Here is a 26,299-nt window from a genome sequence, read left to right as displayed (position 1 = left end):
TTCCTGGCGACCATATCGGTTTGGAACCACCTGAATCCATCTCGAACTCAGAAGTGAAACAGACATGCGCCAATGATAGTGTGAGGTCTCCTCATGTGAAAGTAGGTCATCGCCAGGGTTTTATTAAGAATAGAAAAGCGGCCTGGAGCCGCTTTTTTTGTTTCTGCAGTCTGTAAATGATTACCCAATACCCATCTCCCGCGCGTGACCACAGAGCCTATCAAGCTTCATTCGTGGGCGAGAGAGCCAAATACCAGCCATTATTTTAACTTGAATCCGCCCATAGAACCTCATCACTGCCAGAGAGGCGTGAGTACGCGCTATGATTTTAATAGGGCTCTTCGCAAAAATCGCTCCCCGTCATTGCGAGCGCAGCGAAGCAACCCAGGGTTCCGTGCCTCGATCAACCTACCATAATAGAACTGACCAAAAGTTATTCTTGATTTAAATATTTATCTTTTAAACGTACATAGTGGCGGGCAGAATACTCTAATTGCTCTAATTCGGTAGCTGATAATTTTCGAACCGCACGCGCAGGATTACCTAGATATAAATAACCACTTTCTAGAATTTTGCCCGGCGAAACGACGCTACCTGCTGCCACCATGACATGATGCTGAATATGGACAGCATCTAAAATTAATGCTCCCATACCAATGAGACAATAATCATCAATAGTACACCCATGTAGCACCGCTTGATGTCCTACAGTTATACCTTGACCTAAAATCAAAGGCTTACCCCCAGAAGTATAGGGGCCATCATGGGTAACATGAAGAATAGCTCCATCTTGAATGCTACAGGCACTACCTATTTTTATGAAATTTACATCACCACGCAAGACAGCCATTGGCCAAATAGAAACATCATCGCCTAATGTTACATCACCAATTACCGTAGATTGTGGGTCAATATAAACTTTATTGCCCAAGGTAGGGCTTTTCCCCTCGAAACTGCGAATAGAAAGATTCATCTTAATTACACCATCGTTACAAATTCTTCAGCACTTGTTGGATGAATGGCAACGGTGTTATCAAAATCCTTTTTGCAGGCACCCATTTTGACCGCCACACCAAAACCTTGCAACATCTCATCTGCCCCCAGGCCGATAACATGTAAGCCAATAATTCGTTCTTCCTTGCCCAGGGTTACCAGCTTCATTACCGTTGGGATCTTATCATCACTTGAAGCATAGTACATGGAGTTAAAACGTGTCTGATAGATCTTAATCTGCTCTTTACCATACTTCTCGATTGCAGCCTCTTCAGTTAGCCCTACTGTTCCAATAGGCGGGTGGCTAAATACTACCGAGGAAATATAGTCATAATTTAAATGTGCATCCGGTTGGTTACCAAATAAACGATCAGCAAGCCTGCGTCCTGCAGCTATAGCTACAGGTGTTAAGGCAGGAGCCTCAGTCACATCACCAATCGCATAAATTCCCGCAGTACTGGTATTTTGAAATGCATCAACTAGAACTAAACCTTGCGCATCGGTTTTAACTTGTACTGCTTGCAAATTTAAATTATGTGTACGGGGTTTTCGGCCTACTGCAGCAATGATTACATCCAGATCAGATAAAAGAGCGCCACTTTGGCAGGCTATCGCCTTTCGGCCATCAGTATGTAAGGTGACTTCGCATGCCCGATGATTTTGATGAACATGAATTCCTTGCTGTTGCATCGTTTCTAAGAGGGTATCACCCAAAACTTGGTCGAAACGACTCAGAGGCTTTTCGCCCCTCATCAGCAAATGCGTTTCAGAGCCTAAACCATTTAAAACGCCGGCTAGCTCGACCCCAATATATCCACTACCAATAATAGCTACCTTTTCAGGCTGTTTTGTTAAGGCAAAAAAACCATCGGAATCAATTACATGTTTCATGCCAGTGAAGCTGGGGATAATAGGCTCACCACCTGTGGCAATAATGATATGGTCTGCATGATAAATTTGTTCATCTACAACGACTGAGTTCTTATCATGAAATGCACCAAAACCATGAATGCGAGTAATATTAAATTGCTCAAAACGTTTAGTATAATTTACTCTTAGGCGTTCAATATAGGCATTACGTTTATTTACTAAATCATTCCAGTCCAATTTTGCATCTACCGGGGCAAAACCATAATCCGGTGCACGATGCATTGTTTCTGCCATCATTGAGGCATTAAACATTATTTTTTTAGGAACACAACCCAAGTTAACACAGGTTCCACCTAAATGGTTCGCCTCTATCACGGCTACTTTGGCTCCATATTTTGCTGCACGCACTGCACTTGCAATACCACCACTGCCGCCACCAATAACGATTAGATCAAATTGATTATTTTTCATGATTAAATTTTTTGAAAATAAAATTATAGTAGCAGGAACTGAAGGGCTAACCAACTGATAATTTATTAGATCTGCACGTGGGTTAGTCGCTTATCTAAGGAAGTTTATTATTTCCTATCATATCTGCTTTAGCGCTAAACAGGTCTGGGGTTGTTTGCCACTGGGTTTTCATTTTTCGTATTCATATTCCGCTGAGTGCTATGGTCTTTGATGATATAGAGCAATAAGCTCCTTACTGGATGTACATCCTAAGGCCAACATGACTTTAGCGAGATTTGCCTCAACTGTGCGAAAAGAGATACTTAAAAGCTTAGCGATTTCTTTAGATGTTTTTCCTTGAGCTAATAACTTAAGACACTTAGCTTGCTGCTCTGTTAAATGAATAAGTTCGTGTGATTGTTTATGATAAAAAGCCCGCTCGCTTGCATTTAATGCAGGAGAGGGATGCTTCAGGTGCATTGATGAAGGAACTACGTGTAGTACTGAGTTTACATGAGACTCCAAGTTGCTATCGTTGCTATCAATATTTAATGTAGCAATTTTTTCATATAAATGGTTTCTTTGAACATGTAGTTTTTGCAGGAATTTTTCCAGTGAATCGCCTAATAGTGGCTGTTGGCTTTTTGCAAGGCGTGTTATTTGTACAGGTAGACTAACTTGTAAATAGACGACGTGCTCAGCCCTAAGTAAATTAATGATCTCCTCATCACACACAATACTGGCATCTGTGGTAACGACAATATGCTCTCGTTGCAATAAAGTAGCTAAAATATTTTTTTGGCAATTAAGAAAATGATTTGTAGCTTGTTCTCCTAAAATCTCATCAATAGGAAGTCCTGAAAGGTATTCTAAGCCTGTATCCGCATCAACATAATTCCAACCTAGCCGTTCTGCAATGGTTTTCGCTAATAGTGCTTTTCCTGCACCTGGCTGGCCGACAATAAATATTCGCGCACTTAAGCTCATGATTATCACCAAGATGTATTTGTGTAATAAGTATACATTCCCGTGCTTTATCTAATCAATACGTAGAAATACTATAACCAAAGCATTGTAGAACTTGCCATGGAATGCGCATTTAAGTATCTATGTATATAATTAATATACAGAGTGTGTGTTTGTTGAGGTCCTTATGGCTAGAAAGAAACATCGACAGAAAAGTCATCAGGAGAATCATAAAAGGGAAGAGACTAAAAGAGAAGAAAAAGCTAAATCTGAGGGTAGTTATTTTCAAAAGGGATGTGATTTTGTTGGCCAAAGCATCAAAAACTATTTAACCAAAGAGAACATAATAATAGCTGGAGGCGAGGCATTTAATTACCTTATGTTGACTATTGATCCTTATCAGAGAGATGTAAGTGATTTTGCCACCCAGGCAAAAAAAATAATTCATACTGGCTCGGCACTTGAATCTATGGTTCAAAGTAAAGGTATTAATGTTGACAATATACCAGGTTATCATGCGGGTAATACTTTTATTTTAAACTCACAAATGGGATATTCTGAAGTAATTGATGACTGCTTAGGTCTCGATGTAATACAAAATCAGAATAAACTAATGGGGCAAATGATAACCGCAACGGCAATTAATGCGGCCTCTCGTGTTCCGGTGATGATAGCAAATATTGGGCAAAATATTACATCAAGTATACGTTTTTGGAGTTATGGAAATAATAGTACTGAAAAAGCAGACCAGGTCCCTTTAAAGCCATCTGCTGAAGTAAAACCAGAGGTAGCAAAGCGAGCGGATGGCTCAGAGAAATTTAAAGACTTTAAAGATAAATATAACTTGCAGAAAAAAAATGAGGAAGAACTTGCAAGTGAGGTTTCAGTGAAAATGTCATCTCCCGGTTAAGCTAACAGAAGTACCGTAAGGGATCTCCTGGATATGAAAATCCTATAAGTTCAGGGAGCCCCTTCGCCGTAGCTCCCCAGGATTATGTGTTTTTCTGGTACTTAGAAAGTTTAGCGTTATGAGTCTTAAGCGCAGCTTACTATAAGGCCAGACTTCTTAATTTACCGCAAAGATTTTTTTACAATTATTATCCGGTACATCAGCGTTTTTTACTCCGTAAAATGCGCCTTTGTCCAAATCCTCACAGACTTGATCTGGAGTTAATTGGTCCAAGCATTCTGCCAGGGTTTGTCCTTGGCAATTAGGTAAAATAGGGTCTGGGGCACTTAGAGCGTGGTATTGCTCATTATTCCATTCGCGTAAAGCGCTCGTGTAATACGTAGTAAAGTCTTTTATTTGCAACTCTGGATTTAAGCTAAATACTTTTAACGCTGAATAGTTATGATGATTACGGCTAATGCTTGGAGTGGCATAATCATACAAATTAAGTCCATTATCTAATCGCACCCTGCGGAATTCTTCCATGTGAGTGTGGGAGCTAAGTAACGTAATTTGCCCGTACAAGTGATTATATTTATTAAGAATTCTTATAAATTCTTGTTCATATTTCTCATACCAAATGGACTCACCGAGATAAGAGCGGCCAGGAGGCTCATGCATTGCAATAAGCAATTGTTTTGCACTGTGACTTTTTAACTGGTCTTCTAACCAAGCTAATTGTGTGCGCGCATCGGCTTCTTGGTTTTTGTATTTAGAGAAAAATCCACGTTTTAGCCATGGTATTTGGGTCCATTGGGTGGCATTTAAGGCCAATAGAATCACTTCTTTGTTATTAGGAATAACATAACTGGAATAATAGCCATCATGATACATATGGCTGTCATCAATTATAAGGCCTTTACAATGAGCACAGGCTCCATCCCAATCAGTAGCATAGGTCAGGGGAGAAATACCATTTGCTTCAAAAGGCTGGTAGTTTCCTTGAAGAGAATCATTATTTCCTGGGACATAAAATATAGGTTTTTGTGCTATATCACTGCGATATAAGCTTTGGAAAACGATTTTTTCATATTCCACTTTGGACGAATTAAACAACAGGGCATGTGCAGGGATATCGCCTAAAAAAAGGATAAAATTTACCGTAGGACTTAATTCTTTTATTTTATTTTCGGTAAGTTTAAGAAGTTCAGGCCCGGCATCTTGACCATCGCCTAGTTTATTATTATTACCGTAATGAATATCGCTCACCGTTAAAAACTGTATTGGCATTGGTGCAGCACATGCTGCATTGAATAGAAAAAAGGTGAGGAATACAATACGCATTATAATGCTCAAATTTTTCTCCAAATAGAGGTAAGTGGTGGTACTTAGTAGCCTGGATGGCGGTTAGCCATAATTGGGAATCAAGGCCTTAATTTTGAACAAACCCTGGATTGCGCAACACTTATCCTGACTACGCTTTCTGCCCTTATTATACACCTAAGCAAGCTAAAAAGGATATTTTTGTTCTATGTGGCTCTTTTTTATGCGGACTCCTTGATGGTCCATACACGCTCTGCTTGATTGCCTGTATCTGTAGTTTGTACCCACAGTAATGCAGGTTTAGCAGCAGGGTGAATTGCTAAGGTTTTAGAGGAAAGCATTACGGCAAAAGGATATTTTTGGACAACGGATTGCAGAGATGCCCATACCTTATTGGCATCGGATTGGTTATCTGTTACCACTAATTCATCGCCACGATAGATTATATTAACTGTTTGACCGCGTAGGGCAGTGCGTATGGCAGATTCCAAGCGTCTCCATTTGGCTTGGTGTGCCTTTTGTCGTTCAATTTGATTTGGCTTTAATTGAAAATTAACGGGTTTGTGTGCCGAAACCAGTTGTGGGGCATGATTTATCACAGGGCTAAGCTTAAGAAAATAAGAGCATAAAGCATCTAATACCGGACGCCCAGGACCTGAAGACTTACCTGGTTGTCTATTGACATACATGGCAAAAGCTAAAGTATGGCCATTAGCTGTATATAAATAGCCAGATAAGCTATTTATTCCGGTCATTGTACCCGTTTTTGCCCGAACAAAACCCTGTTGTGTCGGAACCTTGAATCGCTTTTGTAAGGTACCATCACGTCCAGAAACCGGTAGGGCGGCAATATACTCATAAGCAAGAGGGAAGCGTTGATATAAAAATGTTAATAATGAAATAGTTTGTTCAGGGGTGACCAGGCTATAACGAGATAATCCCGAGCCATCAGTAAATATAGAGCGGCTAAAATCAATTCCAGTTTGTGTTTGTAAAAAATTTTTGATGATTGGTTCCGCCTCTTTCCAATTAACTGGAGCTCCGTTAAGTTTGGCAGCAGCATGTAAATACAAGCTGTCTGCGTATAAATTATCAGAGGGTTTTAGCGTGTCAGCCATCAGCACCGATAATGCTTTTGAATGCTGGTTGGCAATCAATAAAGCCCCGGCAGGGGTTTTACCTAATTGAACTTGGCCACTCAGTTGAATATTCGCTTGGGCTAAACTATTGCGAATCATTCCCTGGGCATAGGCTAGTGGATTTTTTATTGCCATTCGTTGTTGTACGGCTCCTTGCCCCACCCCTACACAGCCACGGGTAATTAGGTGATTGTCTTGATCTAGGGAAAAGCCCACGCCACACCCCTCTGCGCTCGCTTTAGTGGTGGCTTGATTATTAATGCTGATGGCAGCCCCCTCATCATTTGCCTCCACAATGGCTGGATCACCTGCTTTGGCTCCAGGGTTTACTGTCACGGTTAAGCGGTTTGCATCGAGCATTACAGGAGCATTGGGGGCTCCATAGCTATAAGCTAAATCAGTGCTTAACCATCCAGGAGGATAGGCATCGACATTAGCTAGATTGCTATCAATATATACATTGCCTTGAATGGCACGGATGTTCCAATTGTTTAAAGAGGAAAGTAATTCCTTTAAATCATCACGTGAGAAAGAAGGATCGCCACTGAGCTTTAGGTAAATATCACCATGTAATACACCTTGCTGCACCATTCCAGAACTGATACTTAACTGGTTAGTAAAATGATAATCTGGGCCCAGCACCATCAATGCAGCTGCTTCCGAAAACAGTTTCATATTACTGGCAGGAATATAAAAACGGTCCGCATTGCGTCGATATAAAGTTTCACCAGAAGTTAAATCAATAACGACCATGCCAAGATTGACATTAGGGTTTATCTGCTTAATTAATGCGTCTACATCATTTTGTATACTGCCGCTTTGAGAGCCTGACGATAATGCCAGCAAACATAAGCCAGTTAGCATCCATTTTATCAATGTTGGTTCCTTTTTCTAGGATAATTTTTTTATTAGAGGCTGCTCCCATTAGAAATTGGAGGCAGATTCTAATCATATCGTAAGCCCAGCCGCTCCAAAAGCCCTGCAAGCGTGTCATTGTTAAAAAATTTCACTTTAAGCCAGCCCCCATCACCATTATCGTCGATTATTTCTACAGGGGCACCTACTTGCTCTGCTAAAATAGTTTGCAAACGCTCAATGTCGCGATCTTTTTTGGCGTTTTTAATAGGTGTTGAATTTTGCTTTTTTTGTTCTTTTACAGCCTGTTCTAATTGACGAACAGACCATTGCTCCACTATGGCCTGCTCAGCTAAATATTCTTGGTCAGTCGGATTTAAGCCAATTAAGGTGCGGGCATGACCTAAGGATAGAGTTCGCTCACGAAGATAATTTTTTACAAAAGGAGTAAGGGTTAATAGGCGTAAGATATTGGCAACATGGCTGCGTGATTTGCCTACTAATGTGGCAATTTCATCTTGATGATAGTTGAATTCATCCATTAAACGGCGATAGGCGCTGGCCTCTTCAATAAGATTTAAATCTTCACGCTGGATGTTTTCAACTAAAGTAAGCGCGCAGGCTTGTTTATCGCTGTAATTACCAATTAAGCAGGGTACTTGCAGCATTCCTGCTATTTTCGCAGCTCGCCAACGCCGCTCACCGGCAATAAGCTCATAACGCTCTTTGGCTATGGCGCGTACAATGAGTGGTTCAATTAGGCCCTGAGAAGCAATGGATTGAGCTAATTCTTTTAAGGCATCGGGATTAAAGTCTTGTCGGGGCTGATATTGACCTGCTTGGATGTTTTCTATAGGTAAATAATGAAATTCACTGTGCATTTAATGCAATTGCATGGATAATTTGCCTGATTGTTTCATATCTTGGTGGGTGGAGGCAAGTGTAGGAAAGCCAATTCACATTGACATGAGTATTCTCTAGAGCCAATGGTGTAGCTTGGTGGTTTGCACCAAGCTACCTAATAAATATTTGCAGGCGCGCGTTGTTAAAGTAGGCCATAAATAATTGCAGAAATTGCAATCACACCCATGATCACGGTGAATAGATTGCTAATTTTTTGGGTAGCGTATTTTTTCATTGCCGGTACTTTGGCAATCGCATACATTGGCATAATGAATAACAGCACAGCAATAACTGGCCCTCCTAAAGTTTCAATGATTTTGAGAATGTTCGGGTTAATTGTGGCGGTGATCCAGCAAGTAATAACCATGAATACTTCAATAACCAGTTGCAGCTTGTCTTTACTAATTGTTTTTCCAGATGATTTTAACGAATTAACAATAATGCTGCTCAAGCCTTCTTTAGCACCTAGATAATGTCCTAAGAACGATTTGGAAATGGCAATAAAGGCAATAATGGGCGCAATGCAAGCAATTAATGGGGTTTTAAAATGATTGGCAAGATAAGACAAAATTGAGATATTTTGTTGTTTGGCCTGCATTAAATCTTGAGGGGAAAGACTAAATACACAGCTAAACACAAAAAACATGACTGAAAACACCATCATTAAATGGCTGTATTTCATAATATTGGTACAACGTTTATCAGCAGCCTCGCCATGACGCTCTTTTTGGCTGACCGCAAAAGAGGAAATAATCGGTGAATGGTTAAAAGAAAATACCATTACAGGAATAACTAACCAAAGGGTCATTAGTAGCCCATTTCCGCCATTTGCGTGTAAGGAGTTGCTTTGTTGTAAAACGGCATTATTCCAATTAGGAATTAGATATAAAGATAAAAATAGCAAAATACTTGCAAAGGGATAAACCATAAGGGACATTGATTTTACAATGATTTCCTGCCCAAAACGGATAATCGCCATTAAGGCGAGAATAAGAATAATAGCTAAAAGAGCGCGCGGTGGAGCGGAGACGCCAACCTGATTAACCAGAAAACTTTCTACCGTGTTGGTGATGGCAACGCTGTACATTAACAAAATGGGGTAGATTGCAAAAAAATATAAGGCAGTTAGAATACGCCCAGAAAAGGTGCCAAAGTGTTCTTCTACCACCTCAGTGATATTGTTTTGTGCCGAAGAGCCAGATAAAACAAATCGACATAAGGCTCGGTGCGAGAAGTAAGTCATTGGAAAAGCTAATAGGGCCATGATAATTAAGGGCAAAATGCCATTTAGGCCCGCATCAATTGGCAGGAACAATGTGCCTGCGCCTACTGCAGTACCATAAAGGCTCAGCATCCAAACTGTATCTTGTTTTTCCCAAGTAGTAGTGCTTTGATCTGCTCCAGATACGGGTACTGCCAAAGATTCATTTATCGCCATACATCCTACCTTAAAACGGGCTTGTATTATTAATCCAATATACAAGGAAGTCCTAATTGTACATAATATTACCAGTTAATGTCTATTTTTTTCACATAAATGGTATTTTTATGCTGCATATTACTTTAATACTACAGATTGGTTAGCATTGTAAAGCGTTGGATACCCTAACCCGTATTGATGGTGCTAATGCGGGCTAGGTATTTATTAATAGTCTAACTTTGTCCCATAAAGCCTATCTCCAGCATCTCCTAGGCCTGGGATAATGTATCCCTTTTCATTCAACCGCTCATCAATTGCAGCAGTAAAGATAGTGACATCAGGATGCTCTTCATGGAAAGTGGCTATACCTTCAGGAGCTGCAAGCAGACAGAGGTATTTAATTGATTTTGGTTCTCTTTCTTTAATTTCTTTAACCGCAGCAATTGCTGAGTTTCCTGTGGCAAGCATGGGGTCAACAACAATTACATCACGATCATGCATGTGCTCAGGTAATTTAATATAATACTCAATAGCCTCTAAAGTTTTGGGATCACGATATAATCCAATATGACCAATACGAGCAGTAGGGACAAGTTGTAACATGCCATCCACTAAACCATTGCCTGCACGTAGAATAGAAACGAACACCATTTTCCTGCCCTTGAGAACGGGGGATTTCATTGTTGCCATAGGTGTTTCGATATCAGCATATTCTATTTCCAGATCACGAGTAATTTCATAGGCCAACAACATGCTTACTTCATGCATTAGAGTGCGAAACTTTACGCAACTGGTTTCCTTTTGGCGCATGATCGTTAATTTGTGTTGAATTAACGGATGATTTACTACCACAACCTCTTGATTTTGCATCATAACTCCTAAAATACAGTACCATCACTAATAATTTGTAGTGGCGGGGTACCTTGATTACGTTTTTCCCTGGCAATACGCCGTCCTGCTTCCCAGGTACCTCCTTGCAAGATCTTTGCGAGTGGTAGCTCTTGAGTATTTTTTTGTAGATTTTCTCTAATTAAATCAGCCAGTTCATCCAATAAGGCCACGGTTAAAGCTCGCCATTCCACTACGAGCTCAGAGCTGGGATCATGAGCTTGGTGTAGGGCATTTGGATCTTTAACTCGAAGCAAGCCCGTATCAATCAATAATCCGCCATTACGATACTCAGGTAAGCCGGTTAATGTTTCAAGTTGCGTAACTTGGATTCCAGCTTGTTCTAAAGGCTCGATAAGAGAGTAGGTGAGCCATTGAGACAATTTATGAAATGGGACATATTCAGAGCCGGAATCTTGGGTTTTTAATGCGCTATGCAACCATACATCACCTAAGGGCACTCCTTGATAGCTAAGCCGCGCGGGCCAGATATTATTAAAGGCGCCAAGTACCGCTTGAAAAATTTGTGCTGCTTCCAAATGACCCTGTGTTGCCATAGAGCGAACATTGGTATAAAAATCACCCAGGCGTCCAGTTGGACCAAAATACTCAGGATGTTCATGGATTGCTTTACCTAGGCGATTTAATAAAGCAACCCGACCTGAAACACCCTCAAGAGGATTGCTGCTGCTGACTTGAAAACCCTGTTGCAGATCTTGCTCACTAAATTCGGTTAAGCGTTGAGCATCTACGCGCAACGGTTCTTGAGGGTGGGCACTAAAGCTGCCGCATTGATAAAGGTCCAAGCTTGCTAGAGCCAGCCCTTCCGAGCGTGAAAACTCTTTTCCAGATGCTGGTTCTTTATAGCGCCAGGAAGGGCCGGCCCCAGCATCCAAAAATACGCTAATAATTACCAATTCATAAAGAATCTTCCCGCGTTGCTCAGAATTAAGTGAACTCAGCTGCTCCTGCATTTTTTTGATGCGATCAATGCCGCCAGCTTCAAAATGGCGCCAGCGACTATGGTAGGGGATATCCAAATTGGGGTATTGCTCTTGAATTACCTCAGTAACAAATGAGGCAGTAGCTGCCATTTGTTCCGGTTGCAGGCTAAAGTGATTAAGCTTGTTTTGTTTGGCAAGCTTTAAAATAGCATGAGCACGAGTGCGAATGCTGCGCGGATCACGAAGCATGGTTAATACAGGATCTTGTATTTGTTGTTCCTTATTCATGAAGCTCACGTCCTTTGGTTTCAGCTAATTCATTAATATCGACGATGCGCTCCGGTGAGTAATAACCAGCAGCACGTTTTGCATTCATTTCTACCTGAGCATCAGGAGGAACCAGCTCATCAGGAATAGTGACGCGCTCAATCACTTCGATTCCTGATTTAATGAGGGCATCGTATTTCATATTGGACATGGAAACAAAACGGTGGATTTTGGTAATGCCCAGCCAGTGCAGAACATCAGACATAAGCTCTTGGAAACGCATGTCTTGAACTCCGGCAACGCACTCAGTACGCTCAAAATATTTAGCTGCTGTATCGCCGCCTTTTTGACGCTTACGTGCGTTATAGACTAGAAACTTAGTAACCTCGCCTAAGGCTCTACCTTCCTTACGGTTATAAACGATAAGTCCGGCTCCTCCTTTTTGAGCTGATTCAATACAAAGTTCAATGCCATGTGTTAAATAAGGGCGGCAGGTACAAATATCCGAGCCAAATACATCAGAACCATTACACTCATCGTGAATACGACAAGTTAGTTCCACTTTAGGATCATGAATGGTGGTTACATCACCAAAGAAATAGGCGGTAAGTCCTCCTATTGGCGGTAAAAAGACATCAAGGTCAGTACGCGTTACTAATTCTGGAAACATGCCTGCTGTTTGTTCAAATAGGGTACGGCGAAGGGCCGATTCTGAAACTTGGAAGCGCTCAGCAATTCCGGGTAAATACCAAACAGGCTCAATTGCTGCTTTGGTTACCGTTACATCGCCTGATTCTTTTAATATTTTGCCATCAGGTTTGAGGCGTCCTTTTTGCATCGCTGTGTGCAGTTCGGGAATATTAATATGTGCTCTGGTAACCGCAATTGTGGGTCGAATGTCATAGCCGGCTTGAATTTCCTCAGCAAATTCTGTGGCAACCATGTGTCCCCAGGGATCTAATGAAATAATTTTTTGCGGATTACTCCATTGGGGGTGTGGGCCAATAGTCACCGGTGGGGTAGTATCAGTCAGATCGGGGACGTGTTCAGGATCTAATACTCCAGCTGCGACGGCAAGTGCTCGGTATACTGAATAAGAGCCTGAATGGGTACCAACCGCATTACGATTACGGATGTTAGTCAAGGAGGCAATAATTGGTCCACGTTCTTTAGCGCTGGGAGCACCCCATTTAATTTTTAATGAGGGGGCTGAGTGTACCGAAGGATGTGAGGAGAGGACTATGTGTCCCTTGGATTTCTTTTTCTGATCATCATGCGTCATGGTGTTAATCCTTTAAATATAATCGCCTTTTTATTGAAACTTATCATAGCAGAACCACTGCGGAGGTAAAGGCCTAAGTTGTTGAGTTTATTTTGTTCATGATGTAATATTATTGACTTTAATTGAACTCAAAATAACAGCAAAGAGGTCTCATTTTCTGTTTATAAGGATCGTGCAGGTATGTTTGGCAAACGACAAAAAGCTTCTCGTTTTACGGTAGTTAACCAATCCCAGTTATCAGCAAAGGACATTGAAACAATTTTTCAAAGTATTGATGGGGGGGATTTACGCTCTCTACTCCCTTTCACCATGCATTTAACGAGTACTGCAAATATCTTACATCCGAAATATAAGCTAACTATAGTGCAATATGCAGCTATGGCCGGCCAGCTTGGTATCTTACAGTGGCTCATTGAGCAAGGTATTGTTGCTGAATCATCGCTTACCGAATATACCGTTGATAGCAATGGAAATAAGGATGTAAACGCCATTTTAATCGCAGCCATGAATGGCCGCATATCGATCCTCGAATGGCTTCATTCTCGTTTCGGCTCACAGGTTTTATCGGCACAACGTAGCGTGCAGCAAGAATTAGATATGGTTTTACTGGCTGCAACCTATGGTCATCTTGAATTGTTTAAATGGTTGGTGGCGCATGACTATAGTGTAAGTGTCCGCGATCGCTGGGGTAATTCCCCTTTATTGTGTGCAGCGATGAATGGCAGGGCTGCTGTCGTAAAATGGATAGTGGAATTACTTAAAGTACCATTGGACGTTAAAAACAGCCAAGGCGATGGCATCATTAGTCATGCTGCAGCAAATGGGCATCTAGAAATATTGGATTATGCTTATAGTAAAAAACCTCTTCTTTTGAATGAGGTAAGTGCAGCAGGACTTACTCCTGCGATGTATGCCGCGTCCTACAATAAATTAAATATACTGCAATGGTTATGTGAAAAACAAGGGATATTGCCTATTGTGGCTCAGCGTGCAAAAGATGGTACAACGGTTTTTACAGCCGCACTATCTCATGGTGGTTTGAACGTATTTCAGTGGTTAGTGGCACAGCTATATGGGAATAGTTATTCCCCTGATTTATATAAGTTCTTACATTTTGCAGCCAGGAAAGGGCAATTAGAAATCGTGAAATGGTTAATTACCACCAAAAATCTTGCGCTTGATGAAAAAACGATGTTGAACGCCCACAGTAGTATGAATGGGGCATTGCTAGAATGGTTGACGCAATACCAACAAAGCCAAATATCTAACGCTCATTTGGTTCCTTCAGCTGCAGTAATCGCTTCGATGATTGAGAAGGGGGATCTAGAGGCATTGAAAATGCTACATAGACGCTACTCTTTAAACAAGCTAGAAGAATATCATCACATAAAAATTGTCCAATATGCGGCTATGAAAGGTCAGCTTACTGTTTTACAGTGGTTAATTAGCGATATTTTTGCTGAATTTTCTCTTACCGAAGGAGAAAATGCGATTTTGCTTGCGGTAAGTAGGGGTCATGTTAATGTGGTTCAATGGATACATCAACAATTTGGGCGGCAAATCCTTACGGCGCAATATAAAAATGATTACGATGTGGTTTTACTGGCTGCTTATGGTGGTCATTTACCCTTATTAAAATGGTTCTATGCGCATAATTATTCATTTGATGTTCGCGCAAAAACTGGATTGTCTCCCCTAACAGTTGCCATACAGGAGAACCACTATCAGGTTGTCGAGTGGTTACTTAATGAGGGTCCTAATGCATATGAATTGATAGGAGATACCGGTAATGTGCAACAATCCCCTGTTTGGTTGGCTACTCAGTATGGTTATTTAGAAATTCTCCAATTATTGGATCAAAAAGGATATCGTTTGGACCATATGGATGTAGATGGAGATACGATATTGCATCTGGCTGCAATGAATGGGTTTTCTCATATTGTTTTTTGGTTGGTAAAGGAAAAACAATTTTCCTTTAATGCGGTTAAGAATAGGGCAGGATATACCCCAGCTACTTGTGCGATGATAATGGGTAGGTATCATCTCTTAAGAGATTTATGTAACGATAGAAATTTAGATATATCTGTTACGGAACCTGCCGATTCATTTAACCTTTTGGAGGAAACCCCTCAAAATTATGTTATGGATTTTATTAAATTGCTGCAGCAGTTTTCTAAGGAGCAGCCTTATCCGATGCACAATAAAAAATTTTTTGAACGAAAGGTAAGAATACCTGCTGAGCTCCTGTTTATGTTAATAAGTTTTTTGCATCATCATAATGCTAGCTTGTTAAGCGATAGAAATATTCAGCAATTATGTCGTTTATCTGAAAATAATTTAAAACGAATTAGCATACTGGTAGAAAATTTAGCTAAACATCATTTGCTTAATAACCTTTCGTTTACAAGTGCATTGCAACGGATTCAAACCAAAATTATCTCATCTTTTGAAGCAAGCATTGCTCAAAGGCGAGTATCTGAGGATCAATTAAAAACCCAAACGACGTTAACTGATGGTCATAGTTTCTGGATGAATAGAGATATGACGCTTTTTGCCCGTGGTGGGCAAGGGACAATTCGGCAAGCTTATTTATCGCCTAACGATGTAGAGCCTGCTTATTGCGTCAAACAGATACAATCTGGTGTTGTACCCGACTTAAAGGAGGCTGCGCGACGTGAGGCTAAATGTCATGGGTTATTTTCAAGAACGGCACTCTTTTTCTCTGAAGGCGAGTCAGCTTATGTGGTTTCGTCTTGGCAGCCTGGGCAGGCATTAGGACGATTTTCTAGGGAGCAACTACTAAGTTTGCCTTTTGATACACGCTTAAAATGTATTATCACCGCGTTACGCGATTTGAATGAATTACATTTACGTTATCGTACTTATAATGATATTAAGCCGCTGAATTTTATTCTTGATGTGCAGGGACAAGCAATGAGATTAATTGATTTCGGCTCAATGCTAAAACATGGCTCTACTAAGAAGATGATGTTTACGGAACTTTATCGTGATCCAGTACATAAGACAGGCTTTTTAAATGATACTTACGGTATGGGTCATATTATTGCCGTGCTCTTCCCAGATTTATTTGCAGCGAGTTTTGTTTCGGATTCTTCACAACTTTTAGTTAATCCTGGTTCAGCAGCTCCTAAGCATAAGGCGATTATCAAATTGGTACAGGCTTTAATCGATAAGGATATTGAAAAACGATGCACTATTGCCGATGCCCTAAATTACAGTGAATTATTAATGGAATCATTGTCGTCGCTTGATGAAGCAAAATTGGATGACATTGCTTTTTCTACAATTTATCGTACCAACCCTACAATGGAAGATGTATTCCGAGATGCGCGTATTAGTAGGAACTAATTGCTGTTCCTGCTGTTTTATGTAAGAGTTGTCTTGCTATTTTGCTCTCTTGCATGATGTAATTTGATTTTCAGTCGTGATTTTGGATTACGGCTTGATGAATTTCAAGGATCATTTAATGCCCAAACCAGATCGCCGAATCGTATCGCCATTTTTAGTTTTTGTTGTGTTATTGCTTATGGTATTAATGCAAACAACTACTGATCAATACGTACCTTCGCTCCCTGCGATTGCCAAAGTTTTTAATAGTAGTGAGGCGGCAATTCAAATGACTCTGTCGTTATTTATGTTGGGTTTAGGAATTTCTCATGTATTTTATGGGCCTTTATCCGATAAAATTGGCCGTAAGCCCCCACTAATGTTTGGGATTGGTTTAAGCATTTTGGGCAGTTTATGCTGCTTTCTTGCCACATCGGTGTGGATGTTAATTCTAGGGCGTTTTTTACAAGGCTTCGGTATTGGCTGTTGCAGTTCTGTGGGGCGCTCCTTAGTTCGTGATTTATTTACTGGAAAAACCTTAGCAAAAATTGGCTCTTATGTGGGAATCGTCAGTGTCTTTATTATGGTGGCTTCACCAACCTTAGGTGGATACATTCAGGAGCATTTTGGGTGGCGCGCTAATTTTTTATTTTTATTATGCTTTGGATTAGTGATTTGGGTGCTCGCGTTTTGCGCCTTGCCTGAAACGAATAAAAATCTTAACCCGGATGCGACTAAGCTTAGAGTAATGCGTGCTAATTTTTTTATTTTATTACGCTCTAAAGTGTTTTTAGGGTATACCCTCTGCTCTTGTTTTGCTTGCGCAGGCATTGTTTCTTACTTGATTATTGCTCCGTTTTTCTTTCAAGATGTTTTAGGATATACACCCATTGAGTTTGGACAATTAACTGTTTTTATTGCTGCAGGTATTTGTTTTAGTGGCATTATTAATAGCCAGTTAGTGATGCGTAAGGGTATATCATATATGGTATTTGTTGGAGTATTACTGATGATGCTTGGTGGGGCTTGCATGCTGGGTTTGGCCTTATACGGTATCACCACAATGTGGAGTATCATACTTCCAGTCGCGATATTTTGTATGGGGGCGGGATTTACCTTTATTAATGCATTTGCAGGAGCGTTTCACCCTTTTCCCCAAATGGCAGGTACCGCAGGTGCCTTATATTCGAGCTTGCAAGATTTAACCGCCGCATTAACCAGTGGCATTATTGCTGCGGTCCAAGGTTATGGACAATGGTCCTTAGCCATAATTCTACTGATTTTAGGGGTAGGCGCTATTGGAAGCTGGGTTTTCGCTGCTCGCGAGAAGTAATGGGCAAAACCTTGATGCTGCATCAAGGCTATATTAAGTTAAAAACCATGTAGCCGTAATGCAGCATAATTAAGGTTTGTTTATTTAAGGTGCAGTATTCGAATTCGTACCGGAATTCATATTGGTATTGGTATTATTATCAGGATTTCCTAAATTAGTGCCAGTATTTGTATCATTTGTATTAGGATTTGTTCCTGTTCCTGTATTATTCATATTATTGTGAATACCAGTTCCGGTATTTGTTCCTGTGCCAGGATTTCCTGTCCCGACTCCTGTAGTCGTGCCGCTTGTACCGCCACTAGTACTTCCTCCGGCACCTCCAGCGCCTCCGCCAGTACCGCCTGCAGCATTTAAAGCGGAAAAAGCAAATAAGCCTAATATAAGAGCGACTGTGCGTTTCATAATATCCTCCTTGGAAATATAATCACCACTTTACGATAAGATAATTTCTTGATGCTGAGTTTAAAACAGATATGGACAAATCACTTAAATAATGCGCGAGATTTAATCTCTACATGTAAGTTTTAGAACACTATGGGAATAATGCAACCGCAAGGGCGAGTTTTATTGAGTAGCTTTATGAATATAAAGTATTAAAAAATTAATTACTGATAACCAATATTCGCAGAACAATCTGCTTTTTATAAGAACAAAATTACTGCTAATATTAGCCATCATTATTAGGAGTGATTATGTTATCAAGAGTGCAGTTGCTTCAATTCATAGAGGAATGTCAAAAGTTACCCCTTATTTTTTCTGACTCATTTAATGAAAAAGAAATTTACTGGATGAAATTAGAGACGGAGGTGGGTTTCGACTTCTTTAAAAAGCTGGTTCAACAAGTTGATTTTGACAGCGAACAGGAGGCAATTGAGCAACTTATTAGAAGATATTTACTCAAGCGAGGAGAGCTGGTTGGAGAAAAAAGCAGTATTGCCTATTTGAATCATCCTTTTTTACCAATCAATCAGCTGTGCCTTAAGGTTGCAGAAGCAATTGCCAAACCGGATGAAGCGGTTTTGACAATGTTAATGCCTTCAGTCTGGCAATTTTGTCGACCCATGGGTTTTTCTTTGAAAGAGGAAACCGAAGAGGAAGGGCATCTTCCTCTTGAGCTCTATGCGTTAAGCCAAAGGAAAACAAAGCCTCAACTAATTCCAGTAGCAGAAATTTTTAATCAAGCAAAAGTAAATACAAATGTACTCTTTCCCGATTTTCAAAAGGATTTAACAGCGCTTCAATATAAGCTAGGCGGACGGGATTTTTTAACTCTGGAGCAGATAGGAGGCGAAGCGAGTCGTGTCTATATGCATGCGTTAAAGCAAAAACATAATCAGCAGTTTGATGATCAAAGTATTGGTTTTGCTATTAGAAAATTGGCTCGGGACTTGAAAAGGGGAGCGGTGGGGGATGCTGGAACGGAGCATATTGCTGATAATGAAGTACTTGCAGGTCCTATTCAGACTTTTTATGGCTTATGGAGGGCATTGCCTGAAGAGACTAAAGCGCAGGTAGCTCATTTAAAACTGAAACATTATGGTTATAAAAACGCCACGCTAGAATGTTATTTTTTAACTTTATTTGCTCGCTGTCTCGGATGCGAGCTTACTGATGAAGAATCCCTGCGCCAAAAGAATGAGGATATTTTTCCTTGTGTCGATCAAATTTCTCAGGCCCTTGATGAGTATTTAATACAGCATCCACAATTATTCACCATTAGCCTTAATGAGCAGACAACTGCCACATCAACACCCTCTGATTTGCAGGGATTATGCAATGCCGCATTACAGGCTTTAAATACGCGTGGCCAAAGCCTGGGGTTTGATGATGATAATTGGTGGTATAAGTTGGCTCAATTAATGACGGTTGCAGAGTATCCGATATTGAGAACATCGCAAATAATAACACCCGAATTATGTGAAATGCGCGATTTGCTCTCATTAATTCCTATCAATCTACAATTATTTGCAGCAGTATTGAACTGCCTGGGAACGAGATTAAGTCAATTGCCGTTTAAGGTGCATAAATTACATAAGGTACTGCCACATTTTTTGGCAGAAAAACAAGAAATTATTATCCAGGCTAATTCTTCAGAAATCGTAGAGCTCATTCGTGATGAACCGCAACAATATAATTTTATTTTCTATGCTTTAAAGTCAGAACTTAGGCAACGTTTTGAGCAAGATTACTTCAAGCTCATGTGCGATGGCGTGAAATATGGCGATGAATGTATTTCTTTAATGGTTAATTATAATGAAACGCAACTTACTGTTATGTTGTCTTATTTACAACCAAGACTCCAGGAATTGTTTAAGGGTTTTGATTTTTCAAGGCTTTTTACTCATGGGGTTAAAGGGCATCCAAACTTGCTAATTGACGCTTTCTTTGAACAATTATCCCAATGGTTCTCGCCCCTTACTTACTCTACATGGCGTCACGCCTGGGGTAATGAGAGCAAAAAGTATTTTCTGGGCCGATACGTAGAGAGCATAAAGACAATTACTGGCTTTGATGCACTGTTAAAATTTCTGCAACATTGGGAGAATAAAGTTTTAATGCACGAGACTATTCTCGAGCATGTCAAACCACAATTAAAAATGTGGGTAACCGATAGTCAGCACTTAGGTATATTACTGGAAAGCATAAATTGTAAAAGTGACGCTTTTGTTGAGTTTTCTGATTTAATTGCGGATAGAGCACTTTTGCATCGTTGGTTAATTGTTCTTCCTTCTGCAGCTCGACTTCGGGCACTTTCTACGGTGAATTATAGAGCATTTATTCATTCATTTTCTGACCTTCACGATTTGTTTTTTTCCTTAGAGAGAGAAGAGCGTCAAGTAGTTACTGCACAACTCTCAGGCCATTTATCCTGTACCTTTACGGAGTTGTCGGGATTAATAAGTGACAAAACCTCGACTTTCATTAATGACTTAGAGCGCTATGCTGCTCAATGCACTAATAGTAGCCGTCTACAGGCTATAGAAAAATTAATGGAAAAATTCCGTAATCCTCAGACATCACTGGAGGAGTTTCTGGATTTAATTCGGCGGGAGAAGAAAAAAATTGAGGAGGAGTCCTTTTCTTTTCGTTTCTTTTTTTCATCGGCGCCGGGTAGTCGTTTGTTTACCTTATTAAAAAAGTTTGAAGGCGAGTTAAAAGAGTTGGCGCGATTTGTGAACGCAGTAACAGAAGGAAACTCACACAAATGCTCTCCTAGTAATTAAAGTAATCTTCTCGCTTACTTAAAAAATGTTACCGCAACTATAGCCTATTAGCGCAAGTGTAATACGGGCTACGGCGTTATTCGCCAAGCTGCTTGCAAACAATAGGCTATTTTTTCTGATGAATTATTGATTCCACAATCTGCTGGTAATTAGAAAGAACGATTTGCTTCATCGTCATAATAGCCTGTTCTTCTTGTAATAGCTTTTTCTGAGCATGTTCTACCGTAATCATCGCAAACCGCAGGGTATCTCCAGGCTTGCTCTGGGCGAGGATAGGTAGCGAGGTGCTATTGGCGGTGCCAATCATTGGGTAGCCGCCAATAGTTGCTCGTTCGGTCATGAGGATAATCGGATGTCCATCGGCAGGCACCTCAATACTTCCCATATTGACTGGATTCGATAAAATAGTTTTAGAAGTATCAAACTCCAAAACAGGGCCCTCTAAACGATAGCCCATCCGATCTGAAGCTTGGCTTACCTGATAAGCTTCACTAAAGAAGGCGGCGATACTCTCCAAGGTCAAAAGAGATAATTGTGGATGTAAGATAACTTGTACGTGATGTTCTTTAGTTAAGTCGGGATAGAAATGTGAATAATTAATAGCCCAGTTAAATTCAATAAATTCTTCGTGTCGCTGAATATGTGCTAATTGACTTTGATTATTGAGGATATGGGTAATAACCTGTTGGGTTAAAGGGCTGGGCTGATTTACTTTTATTAGTTCATTTTTCGCCACCGTACCCTTTGCTATACCAGGAATAGCAATATGGCTGTATGTGCTTTTGCTGGATAAAAATGCAGTGCTATCAATGCCTCCTGCCACTGCTAAATAAGCTCGGCAGCCAGTTTTGAGTTGACCAAATTTTAAATGACTATTTTTAGAGACTAATATAGGCTTCCAATTAGGGATGGGTTCACCATTAATTGATGGACAAATATTGGCGCCACACAGTGCAATAATAGTATCTTCTTGAAAAACCAGTTCCGGGCCGGCGACGGTAATTTCTAATGCGGCTTCGTGTTCTGCATTACCCACTAAAATATTAGCCATACGTAAAGCGCGGGAATCCATCGCGCCACTAGGGCTGAAGCCTAATTTTTGATAACCAAAACGACCTAAATCTTGAATTGAAGTGCATAAACCTGGATGTAAGATCAGCATATTTGTTAGGGTTCCAAATCTAAAAATTCCTGTTTATCAATAGGTTGAAAACTTACTTGATCCCCGGGCTGGAGTAAAGTAGGGGCATCTTGATTATTACTTAATAAGGTTAATGGCGTTCGCCCAATCAATTGCCAACCAGCAGGTGATTTTACCGGGTAAATGGCGGTTTGATAGCCGGCAATACCAACGCTACCTGCAGGAATAACTAGCCTTGGGGTTGCATGGCGGGCAACGACTAGGGTTTCTGGCAATTTTCCTAAATAAGCAAAACCTGGTATAAAGCCTAACATATAGACGAGGTAACTCCTACTGGTGTGAAGTTTAATAATTTGTTCAATGGTTAAATTAAGCTGTATCGCCATCAGTTCAATATCTGGGGCAAATTCAGGATCATAACAGACAGGAATTTTAATACGGCGATGAGTTTGACTTGTCGTTTGTTGCACGCAGAGCTGTATTTGTTCCTGGACCAGCGCTTTTAGTTGTTTAAAATTAATTTTTCGTGGGTCATAATAGAGAGCAAGACTTGCGTATGCTGGAACGCATTCGATAAGACCGTTGATGGTGATCTGTTCAATTTTCATCCATAAGGTTTGAATCTGTTGATGAGCAGTTTCTGAAATCTCATCGGTCGTTAAATAGATGGTCAGCCCTGAATCACCCAATGGTACAATCTGATAGTCATGCGCAAAACTCATTTTTAATCATCCTCTTGTACTGTGCTCGTAATAATAATTGCTTTATTACCCTCAATTCATTTAGCCAGTATTAAAATACTCGTAATAACCAAATAAATACTAAAGATAATTTTTAATGTACTTGGCGGTATCCCTTGAGCCAGTTTTACTCCTAACCGTGTGAATATCAGTGACATGCCGGTAATTGCCAGAAATGCAGGGGCATTAATGTAGAGCAGGGGATTCGCCATATAATGCGACTGAAAAACGCCTGCAAGCATGTAAATAGTTAATGCGCTAGTACTATAAAACAAAGAACAGGCCACTGAGGTCGCAATTGCCTTTTGAAAGGCAATTCCTTGTCGATATAAATAAGGAACCATGAGGTTGCCGATACCTGCGCCTGTTAAACTGGCAATACCAGAAATGCCACTCCCCGTCAGCGCTAATTTCATATTGGAAGCTTTTTGCGCGGTTTTAGGTTCTTTTTTAAGATATAAAGTATAAAGAACAATGATTAAAACAAATACAAACAAATACTTAATCACATATCCGGGGATAATTACACCTAATGCGGCGCCAATTAAGGCACCAATCAAGCAACCAGGGCCAATAATTTGAGTAAAATGCCATTCAATATTTTGATGCTTATGTTGAATCCAAATATTGTATATTGAAATTACTAAAACCACGGCAAGGCTGGTGCCTATAGCCATATGTACTGCCATACCACTCGTCACGCCATGTTGAGGTAAAAACCAAATCAACGCAGGGATGACGATAATTGCAGTACCCGTACCCAGCATGCCTGAAAGCAAGCCGCTAGTTATTCCAACAAGTAAGTAAGTGATAATGTGCATATTTTCTGCTTCTTAGTTCATTATTTTAATTTGTTATAACTCTATTTAAGTTGTTTGTGGTATTTTTAATAAAAGTTGTCTGTCAATTTTCCCATTAGCCGTTAATGGCATTTGTTCCAGTTTGATAAATAATTCTGGCATCATAAAGCTTGGCAAATGATGGGCAATATGGTTTTTTAACTCTGAATCCATGACATCAGTCTGAAACTCTGTATGCATGAATTGTTTTTTTAAGGTGAAAAAAGCGACAACCATGGTTTTTGCAAAGGCGTTGGTATAAAGCAAAACCACCACTTCTTTTATTAAGGAAAAGGTCATCAAACAAGCCTCTATTTCATTCAAAGGAATGCTATAGCCACTAATACGCATACCGCCATTTGAACGACCCAAATACTCCAAATCTCCATTAGGCAACCAGCGCACATAATCTCCTGTTCTATATAAACGAGTATTAAAATTTGCGTTTAACTCAGCGGGACTGGCAAATGGGTTGTGTATGAATCGCTCTTGAGTTAATACTTGATTGTTCACATAGCCTTTAGCAATACCGATACCACCAACATAAAGTTCGCCGTAAACGCCTACAGGGACGGGCTGCATGTAATCATCAAGAACATAGAACTTTAAGTTATTGACTAAATTACCAATGGGCTCGCAGTTCCTATCTTTATGCTTATCTAGGCTGCACAAGCGACGGCAGGTTGTTACCGGTGTTTCCGTTAATCCATAAGTAATATAAAGATTAATATTTAATTTTTGGAGGATTTTTTCTTTTAAGTGTCGGGTTAAATCTGCACCACCTGTAAAAATACGCCGTAAACTGGTCACTTGGGATTTATTATCAGGGGTTAAATATTCGATAAAACTATTCAATAAAACCGGCCCAATTTGCATCGTGGTTACTTTGTTTTGATTAATACAGGTGATTAAATAGTCAAAATCATTGGCTTGACAGCTCTTAGGTATTACTACTGGAAGTCCGTGAATTAATGGCCAGAAAATTTCACTGATGGAATTATCATAACCATAAGGGGTGAATTGTAAGACTCGATCATCCTCTTTCAAGGTAAATTGACGCTGTAGCCATTTTAATGCATTAACTACACTGGATTGTTCTACCATAACACCTTTGGCTTTACCACTGGAGCCTGAGGTATAAAGAACGTAGGCCACATCGCTGCATTGATAATCTAATGCTAAATTCTCCATCGATTGCCAGCTGATGTCTTGATGCTGGGCATCTAGACAATAAAGTTGTAACTCTGGTTTTTCTAACGTAGCAAATTCCTGCGCATGACGCTGATCGGTAAGAATATGAGTCAAGTTCGTATCATCAATGATGTAGTGTAATTTACTTAACGGGTTAATAGGATCGAGGGGCACATAACCAAAACCGGCTTTTAAGATAGCAAGAATACTGACAATGGTATCAATGCTTTTATCCAAACAAATACCCATTAATTTATTTTCAGGAAAATTGTTTACGTAATAACTGAGAAGATGGGCAGCGAGTTGATTGGCTCTTTGGTTGAGTTGCTTATAACTTAAAGTAAAACCTTCGTGCATTAAGGCTACGGCTGTTGGGTTAAGGACAACTGCTTCTTCAAATAAGACTTGTATCGGGCGTTTTTCAATAGGTCCAAATTCAGTTTGATTCCATAGGGAAATTTGTTGGGCATCAATTTCGTGCAATTTGAGCAAATCTTTGGTTAAAATTTCATTATTCGTTAATAACTGGCTAATAATCACTTGCCATTGACGGGCCATACGTTCAATCGTTTCTTTTTCAAAAAGACTGGTATTGTAGTTAAGGCTGCAATTGAGTGTTGCATTAGTTTCTCTGATCGAAGCACAAAGATCGGATTTTTGCATTAAGTTATTGTTATATATAGAAATATTTCTTAAGTCCTCTTGGGTTGAGTAATAAAATAGTACCTGAAAGAGGGGAGAGCAGCTTGGGCAATCATAAATATTCAAGCGGCTTAATATTTGTTCTCTACTGAGTGATTTTATCTTATTGGCATCTTGGAGTAGATTTTTTCCGGCATTCAATATTTCTTCAAATTTGGTATTGCCCTCAATATGGTAATGCAGGGGAATTGGAGCAAAATCATAATTCTGTTCTGACCGTTGCTCTTGGTGTGTTTTAAGGGCTGCGCCAATAATAATATCTGCTTGGTGAGTATACTGATAAAGCAGGATATTAAATGAAGCAATTAAAATATCAGCAGTTGGATATCCGGAAAATTTGTTTTTAAGTTCATGAATTATTTCAAATGGAAGCATGCATTCAAAATCTGCTCGGGTTAGTTTTAATTCTGGGGGTCTGGGCTTGTCTGTGGGAAGCGCGAGATAAGGGGGGGCATCTGATAAAAATTGTTTGATAAAAATTCCTTGTGCATCTACATCCGATTTGCTTGGTAACAAACTACTCATACATGCTCCTATCGCCAGGTCTTGAACAGTTTTTTATGATTTAAATGCGTCCATGCCTTTAAATAGG

At 40.1% G+C, this 26,299-nt stretch carries 19 protein-coding genes and 1 rRNA gene; 5 read left to right on the top strand and 15 right to left on the bottom strand.

What is annotated here, in order from left to right:
- The first annotated feature begins 2 nt into the window (after window positions 1–2).
- Window positions 3–118, top strand: a 5S ribosomal RNA gene (gene rrf, locus BN3124_RS16555).
- Window positions 119–433: 315 nt separating this feature from the next.
- Here the strand turns inward: rrf and BN3124_RS16550 are convergent.
- The 3 genes from BN3124_RS16550 to BN3124_RS16540 form a co-directional block, all read right to left on the bottom strand.
- A complete protein-coding gene (locus BN3124_RS16550; RefSeq protein ID WP_058535857.1) occupies window positions 434–973 on the bottom strand; it encodes a gamma carbonic anhydrase family protein in 540 nt (179 codons plus the stop codon).
- A 5-nt stretch (window positions 974–978) separates the two neighbouring features.
- The gene (gene gorA / locus BN3124_RS16545) at window positions 979–2,334 is read right to left on the bottom strand and encodes a glutathione-disulfide reductase (protein ID WP_058535935.1); all 1,356 of its coding nucleotides are present in this window, start codon (window positions 2,332–2,334) and stop codon (window positions 979–981) included.
- Window positions 2,335–2,532: 198 nt separating this feature from the next.
- Entirely contained in the window at window positions 2,533–3,300 is a 768-nt protein-coding gene (locus BN3124_RS16540) for a shikimate kinase (protein ID WP_058535856.1), read from the bottom strand.
- A gap of 166 nt (window positions 3,301–3,466) precedes the next feature.
- Between BN3124_RS16540 and BN3124_RS16535 the strand changes: the two genes are divergently transcribed.
- Window positions 3,467–4,189 carry a hypothetical protein gene (locus BN3124_RS16535; protein WP_058535855.1) on the top strand — a complete coding sequence of 241 codons (723 nt, stop codon included), beginning with the start codon at window positions 3,467–3,469 and terminating at the stop codon, window positions 4,187–4,189.
- Between the two features lie 156 nt (window positions 4,190–4,345).
- Here the strand turns inward: BN3124_RS16535 and BN3124_RS16530 are convergent, their stop codons facing one another.
- The 7 genes from BN3124_RS16530 to BN3124_RS16500 form a co-directional block, all read right to left on the bottom strand.
- Entirely contained in the window at window positions 4,346–5,524 is a 1,179-nt protein-coding gene (locus tag BN3124_RS16530; protein ID WP_058535854.1) for a metallophosphoesterase, read from the bottom strand.
- A gap of 188 nt (window positions 5,525–5,712) precedes the next feature.
- Window positions 5,713–7,503, bottom strand: a complete 1,791-nt coding sequence (gene dacB, locus BN3124_RS16525) for a D-alanyl-D-alanine carboxypeptidase/D-alanyl-D-alanine endopeptidase (RefSeq protein ID WP_058535934.1) — start codon at window positions 7,501–7,503, stop codon at window positions 5,713–5,715.
- Between the two features lie 71 nt (window positions 7,504–7,574).
- The gene (locus tag BN3124_RS16520) at window positions 7,575–8,366 is read right to left on the bottom strand and encodes a ParB/RepB/Spo0J family partition protein (RefSeq protein WP_058535853.1); all 792 of its coding nucleotides are present in this window, start codon (window positions 8,364–8,366) and stop codon (window positions 7,575–7,577) included.
- Window positions 8,367–8,530: 164 nt separating this feature from the next.
- The gene (locus BN3124_RS16515; RefSeq protein WP_058535852.1) at window positions 8,531–9,826 is read right to left on the bottom strand and encodes a serine/threonine transporter; all 1,296 of its coding nucleotides are present in this window, start codon (window positions 9,824–9,826) and stop codon (window positions 8,531–8,533) included.
- Between the two features lie 207 nt (window positions 9,827–10,033).
- Window positions 10,034–10,678 carry a uracil phosphoribosyltransferase gene (gene upp / locus BN3124_RS16510; protein WP_058535851.1) on the bottom strand — a complete coding sequence of 215 codons (645 nt, stop codon included), beginning with the start codon at window positions 10,676–10,678 and terminating at the stop codon, window positions 10,034–10,036.
- Between the two features lie 8 nt (window positions 10,679–10,686).
- Window positions 10,687–11,928: a URC4/urg3 family protein gene (locus BN3124_RS16505; protein ID WP_058535850.1), complete on the bottom strand. Its 1,242-nt coding sequence runs from the start codon at window positions 11,926–11,928 to the stop codon at window positions 10,687–10,689.
- Window positions 11,921–13,189 (bottom strand): GTP cyclohydrolase II, encoded by a 1,269-nt coding sequence (locus tag BN3124_RS16500; protein WP_058535849.1) that lies wholly within the window; start codon window positions 13,187–13,189, stop codon window positions 11,921–11,923. Before BN3124_RS16500 ends, BN3124_RS16505 begins: the two co-directional genes overlap by 8 nt.
- A 180-nt stretch (window positions 13,190–13,369) precedes the next feature.
- On the opposite strand from BN3124_RS16500, the gene BN3124_RS16495 reads away from it, so the two are divergent.
- Window positions 13,370–16,558 (top strand): ankyrin repeat domain-containing protein, encoded by a 3,189-nt coding sequence (locus BN3124_RS16495; protein ID WP_058535848.1) that lies wholly within the window; start codon window positions 13,370–13,372, stop codon window positions 16,556–16,558.
- Between the two features lie 118 nt (window positions 16,559–16,676).
- A complete protein-coding gene (locus tag BN3124_RS16490; RefSeq protein WP_058535847.1) occupies window positions 16,677–17,870 on the top strand; it encodes a multidrug effflux MFS transporter in 1,194 nt (397 codons plus the stop codon).
- A gap of 84 nt (window positions 17,871–17,954) precedes the next feature.
- On the opposite strand, the gene BN3124_RS16485 is transcribed toward BN3124_RS16490, so the two are convergent.
- Window positions 17,955–18,272 carry a hypothetical protein gene (locus tag BN3124_RS16485; protein WP_058535846.1) on the bottom strand — a complete coding sequence of 106 codons (318 nt, stop codon included), beginning with the start codon at window positions 18,270–18,272 and terminating at the stop codon, window positions 17,955–17,957.
- 290 nt (window positions 18,273–18,562) lie between these two features.
- On the opposite strand from BN3124_RS16485, the gene BN3124_RS16480 reads away from it, so the two are divergent.
- Window positions 18,563–21,094 (top strand): hypothetical protein, encoded by a 2,532-nt coding sequence (locus BN3124_RS16480; RefSeq protein WP_058535845.1) that lies wholly within the window; start codon window positions 18,563–18,565, stop codon window positions 21,092–21,094.
- A 106-nt stretch (window positions 21,095–21,200) separates the two neighbouring features.
- On the opposite strand, the gene BN3124_RS16475 is transcribed toward BN3124_RS16480, so the two are convergent.
- The 4 genes from BN3124_RS16475 to BN3124_RS16460 are packed head-to-tail and all read right to left on the bottom strand — an operon-like array spanning window position 21,201 to window position 26,232.
- A complete protein-coding gene (locus BN3124_RS16475; RefSeq protein ID WP_058535844.1) occupies window positions 21,201–22,256 on the bottom strand; it encodes a 5-oxoprolinase subunit C family protein in 1,056 nt (351 codons plus the stop codon).
- Between the two features lie 5 nt (window positions 22,257–22,261).
- Window positions 22,262–22,957 (bottom strand): 5-oxoprolinase subunit PxpB, encoded by a 696-nt coding sequence (pxpB, locus tag BN3124_RS16470; RefSeq protein ID WP_058535843.1) that lies wholly within the window; start codon window positions 22,955–22,957, stop codon window positions 22,262–22,264.
- A 56-nt stretch (window positions 22,958–23,013) separates the two neighbouring features.
- Window positions 23,014–23,796 carry a sulfite exporter TauE/SafE family protein gene (locus BN3124_RS16465; RefSeq protein WP_058535842.1) on the bottom strand — a complete coding sequence of 261 codons (783 nt, stop codon included), beginning with the start codon at window positions 23,794–23,796 and terminating at the stop codon, window positions 23,014–23,016.
- 45 nt (window positions 23,797–23,841) lie between these two features.
- Window positions 23,842–26,232 (bottom strand): non-ribosomal peptide synthetase, encoded by a 2,391-nt coding sequence (locus BN3124_RS16460; RefSeq protein WP_058535841.1) that lies wholly within the window; start codon window positions 26,230–26,232, stop codon window positions 23,842–23,844.
- Window positions 26,233–26,299 lie beyond the last annotated feature (67 nt).

The organism is Legionella saoudiensis (assembly GCF_001465875.1).
Classification (GTDB): Bacteria; Pseudomonadota; Gammaproteobacteria; order Legionellales; family Legionellaceae; genus Legionella; species Legionella saoudiensis.
Note: the sequence above shows the minus strand (reverse complement) of the source record. Positions and strands in the feature narration are given on the sequence as shown.

What these genes read in the sequence shown, in the direction of transcription:
- BN3124_RS16550 (WP_058535857.1), bottom strand. Translation starts at nt 973, where the DNA reads ATGAATCTTTCTATTCGCAGTTTCGAGGGGAAAAGCCCTACCTTGGGC.
- gorA (WP_058535935.1), bottom strand. Translation starts at nt 2,334, where the DNA reads ATGAAAAATAATCAATTTGATCTAATCGTTATTGGTGGCGGCAGTGGT.
- BN3124_RS16540 (WP_058535856.1), bottom strand. Translation starts at nt 3,300, where the DNA reads ATGAGCTTAAGTGCGCGAATATTTATTGTCGGCCAGCCAGGTGCAGGA.
- BN3124_RS16535 (WP_058535855.1), top strand. Translation starts at nt 3,467, where the DNA reads ATGGCTAGAAAGAAACATCGACAGAAAAGTCATCAGGAGAATCATAAA.
- BN3124_RS16520 (WP_058535853.1), bottom strand. Translation starts at nt 8,366, where the DNA reads ATGCACAGTGAATTTCATTATTTACCTATAGAAAACATCCAAGCAGGT.
- BN3124_RS16515 (WP_058535852.1), bottom strand. Translation starts at nt 9,826, where the DNA reads ATGGCGATAAATGAATCTTTGGCAGTACCCGTATCTGGAGCAGATCAA.
- upp (WP_058535851.1), bottom strand. Translation starts at nt 10,678, where the DNA reads ATGCAAAATCAAGAGGTTGTGGTAGTAAATCATCCGTTAATTCAACAC.
- BN3124_RS16505 (WP_058535850.1), bottom strand. Translation starts at nt 11,928, where the DNA reads ATGAATAAGGAACAACAAATACAAGATCCTGTATTAACCATGCTTCGT.
- BN3124_RS16500 (WP_058535849.1), bottom strand. Translation starts at nt 13,189, where the DNA reads ATGACGCATGATGATCAGAAAAAGAAATCCAAGGGACACATAGTCCTC.
- BN3124_RS16495 (WP_058535848.1), top strand. Translation starts at nt 13,370, where the DNA reads ATGTTTGGCAAACGACAAAAAGCTTCTCGTTTTACGGTAGTTAACCAA.
- BN3124_RS16490 (WP_058535847.1), top strand. Translation starts at nt 16,677, where the DNA reads ATGCCCAAACCAGATCGCCGAATCGTATCGCCATTTTTAGTTTTTGTT.
- BN3124_RS16485 (WP_058535846.1), bottom strand. Translation starts at nt 18,272, where the DNA reads ATGAAACGCACAGTCGCTCTTATATTAGGCTTATTTGCTTTTTCCGCT.
- BN3124_RS16480 (WP_058535845.1), top strand. Translation starts at nt 18,563, where the DNA reads ATGTTATCAAGAGTGCAGTTGCTTCAATTCATAGAGGAATGTCAAAAG.
- BN3124_RS16475 (WP_058535844.1), bottom strand. Translation starts at nt 22,256, where the DNA reads ATGCTGATCTTACATCCAGGTTTATGCACTTCAATTCAAGATTTAGGT.
- pxpB (WP_058535843.1), bottom strand. Translation starts at nt 22,957, where the DNA reads ATGAGTTTTGCGCATGACTATCAGATTGTACCATTGGGTGATTCAGGG.
- BN3124_RS16465 (WP_058535842.1), bottom strand. Translation starts at nt 23,796, where the DNA reads ATGCACATTATCACTTACTTACTTGTTGGAATAACTAGCGGCTTGCTT.
- BN3124_RS16460 (WP_058535841.1), bottom strand. Translation starts at nt 26,232, where the DNA reads ATGAGTAGTTTGTTACCAAGCAAATCGGATGTAGATGCACAAGGAATT.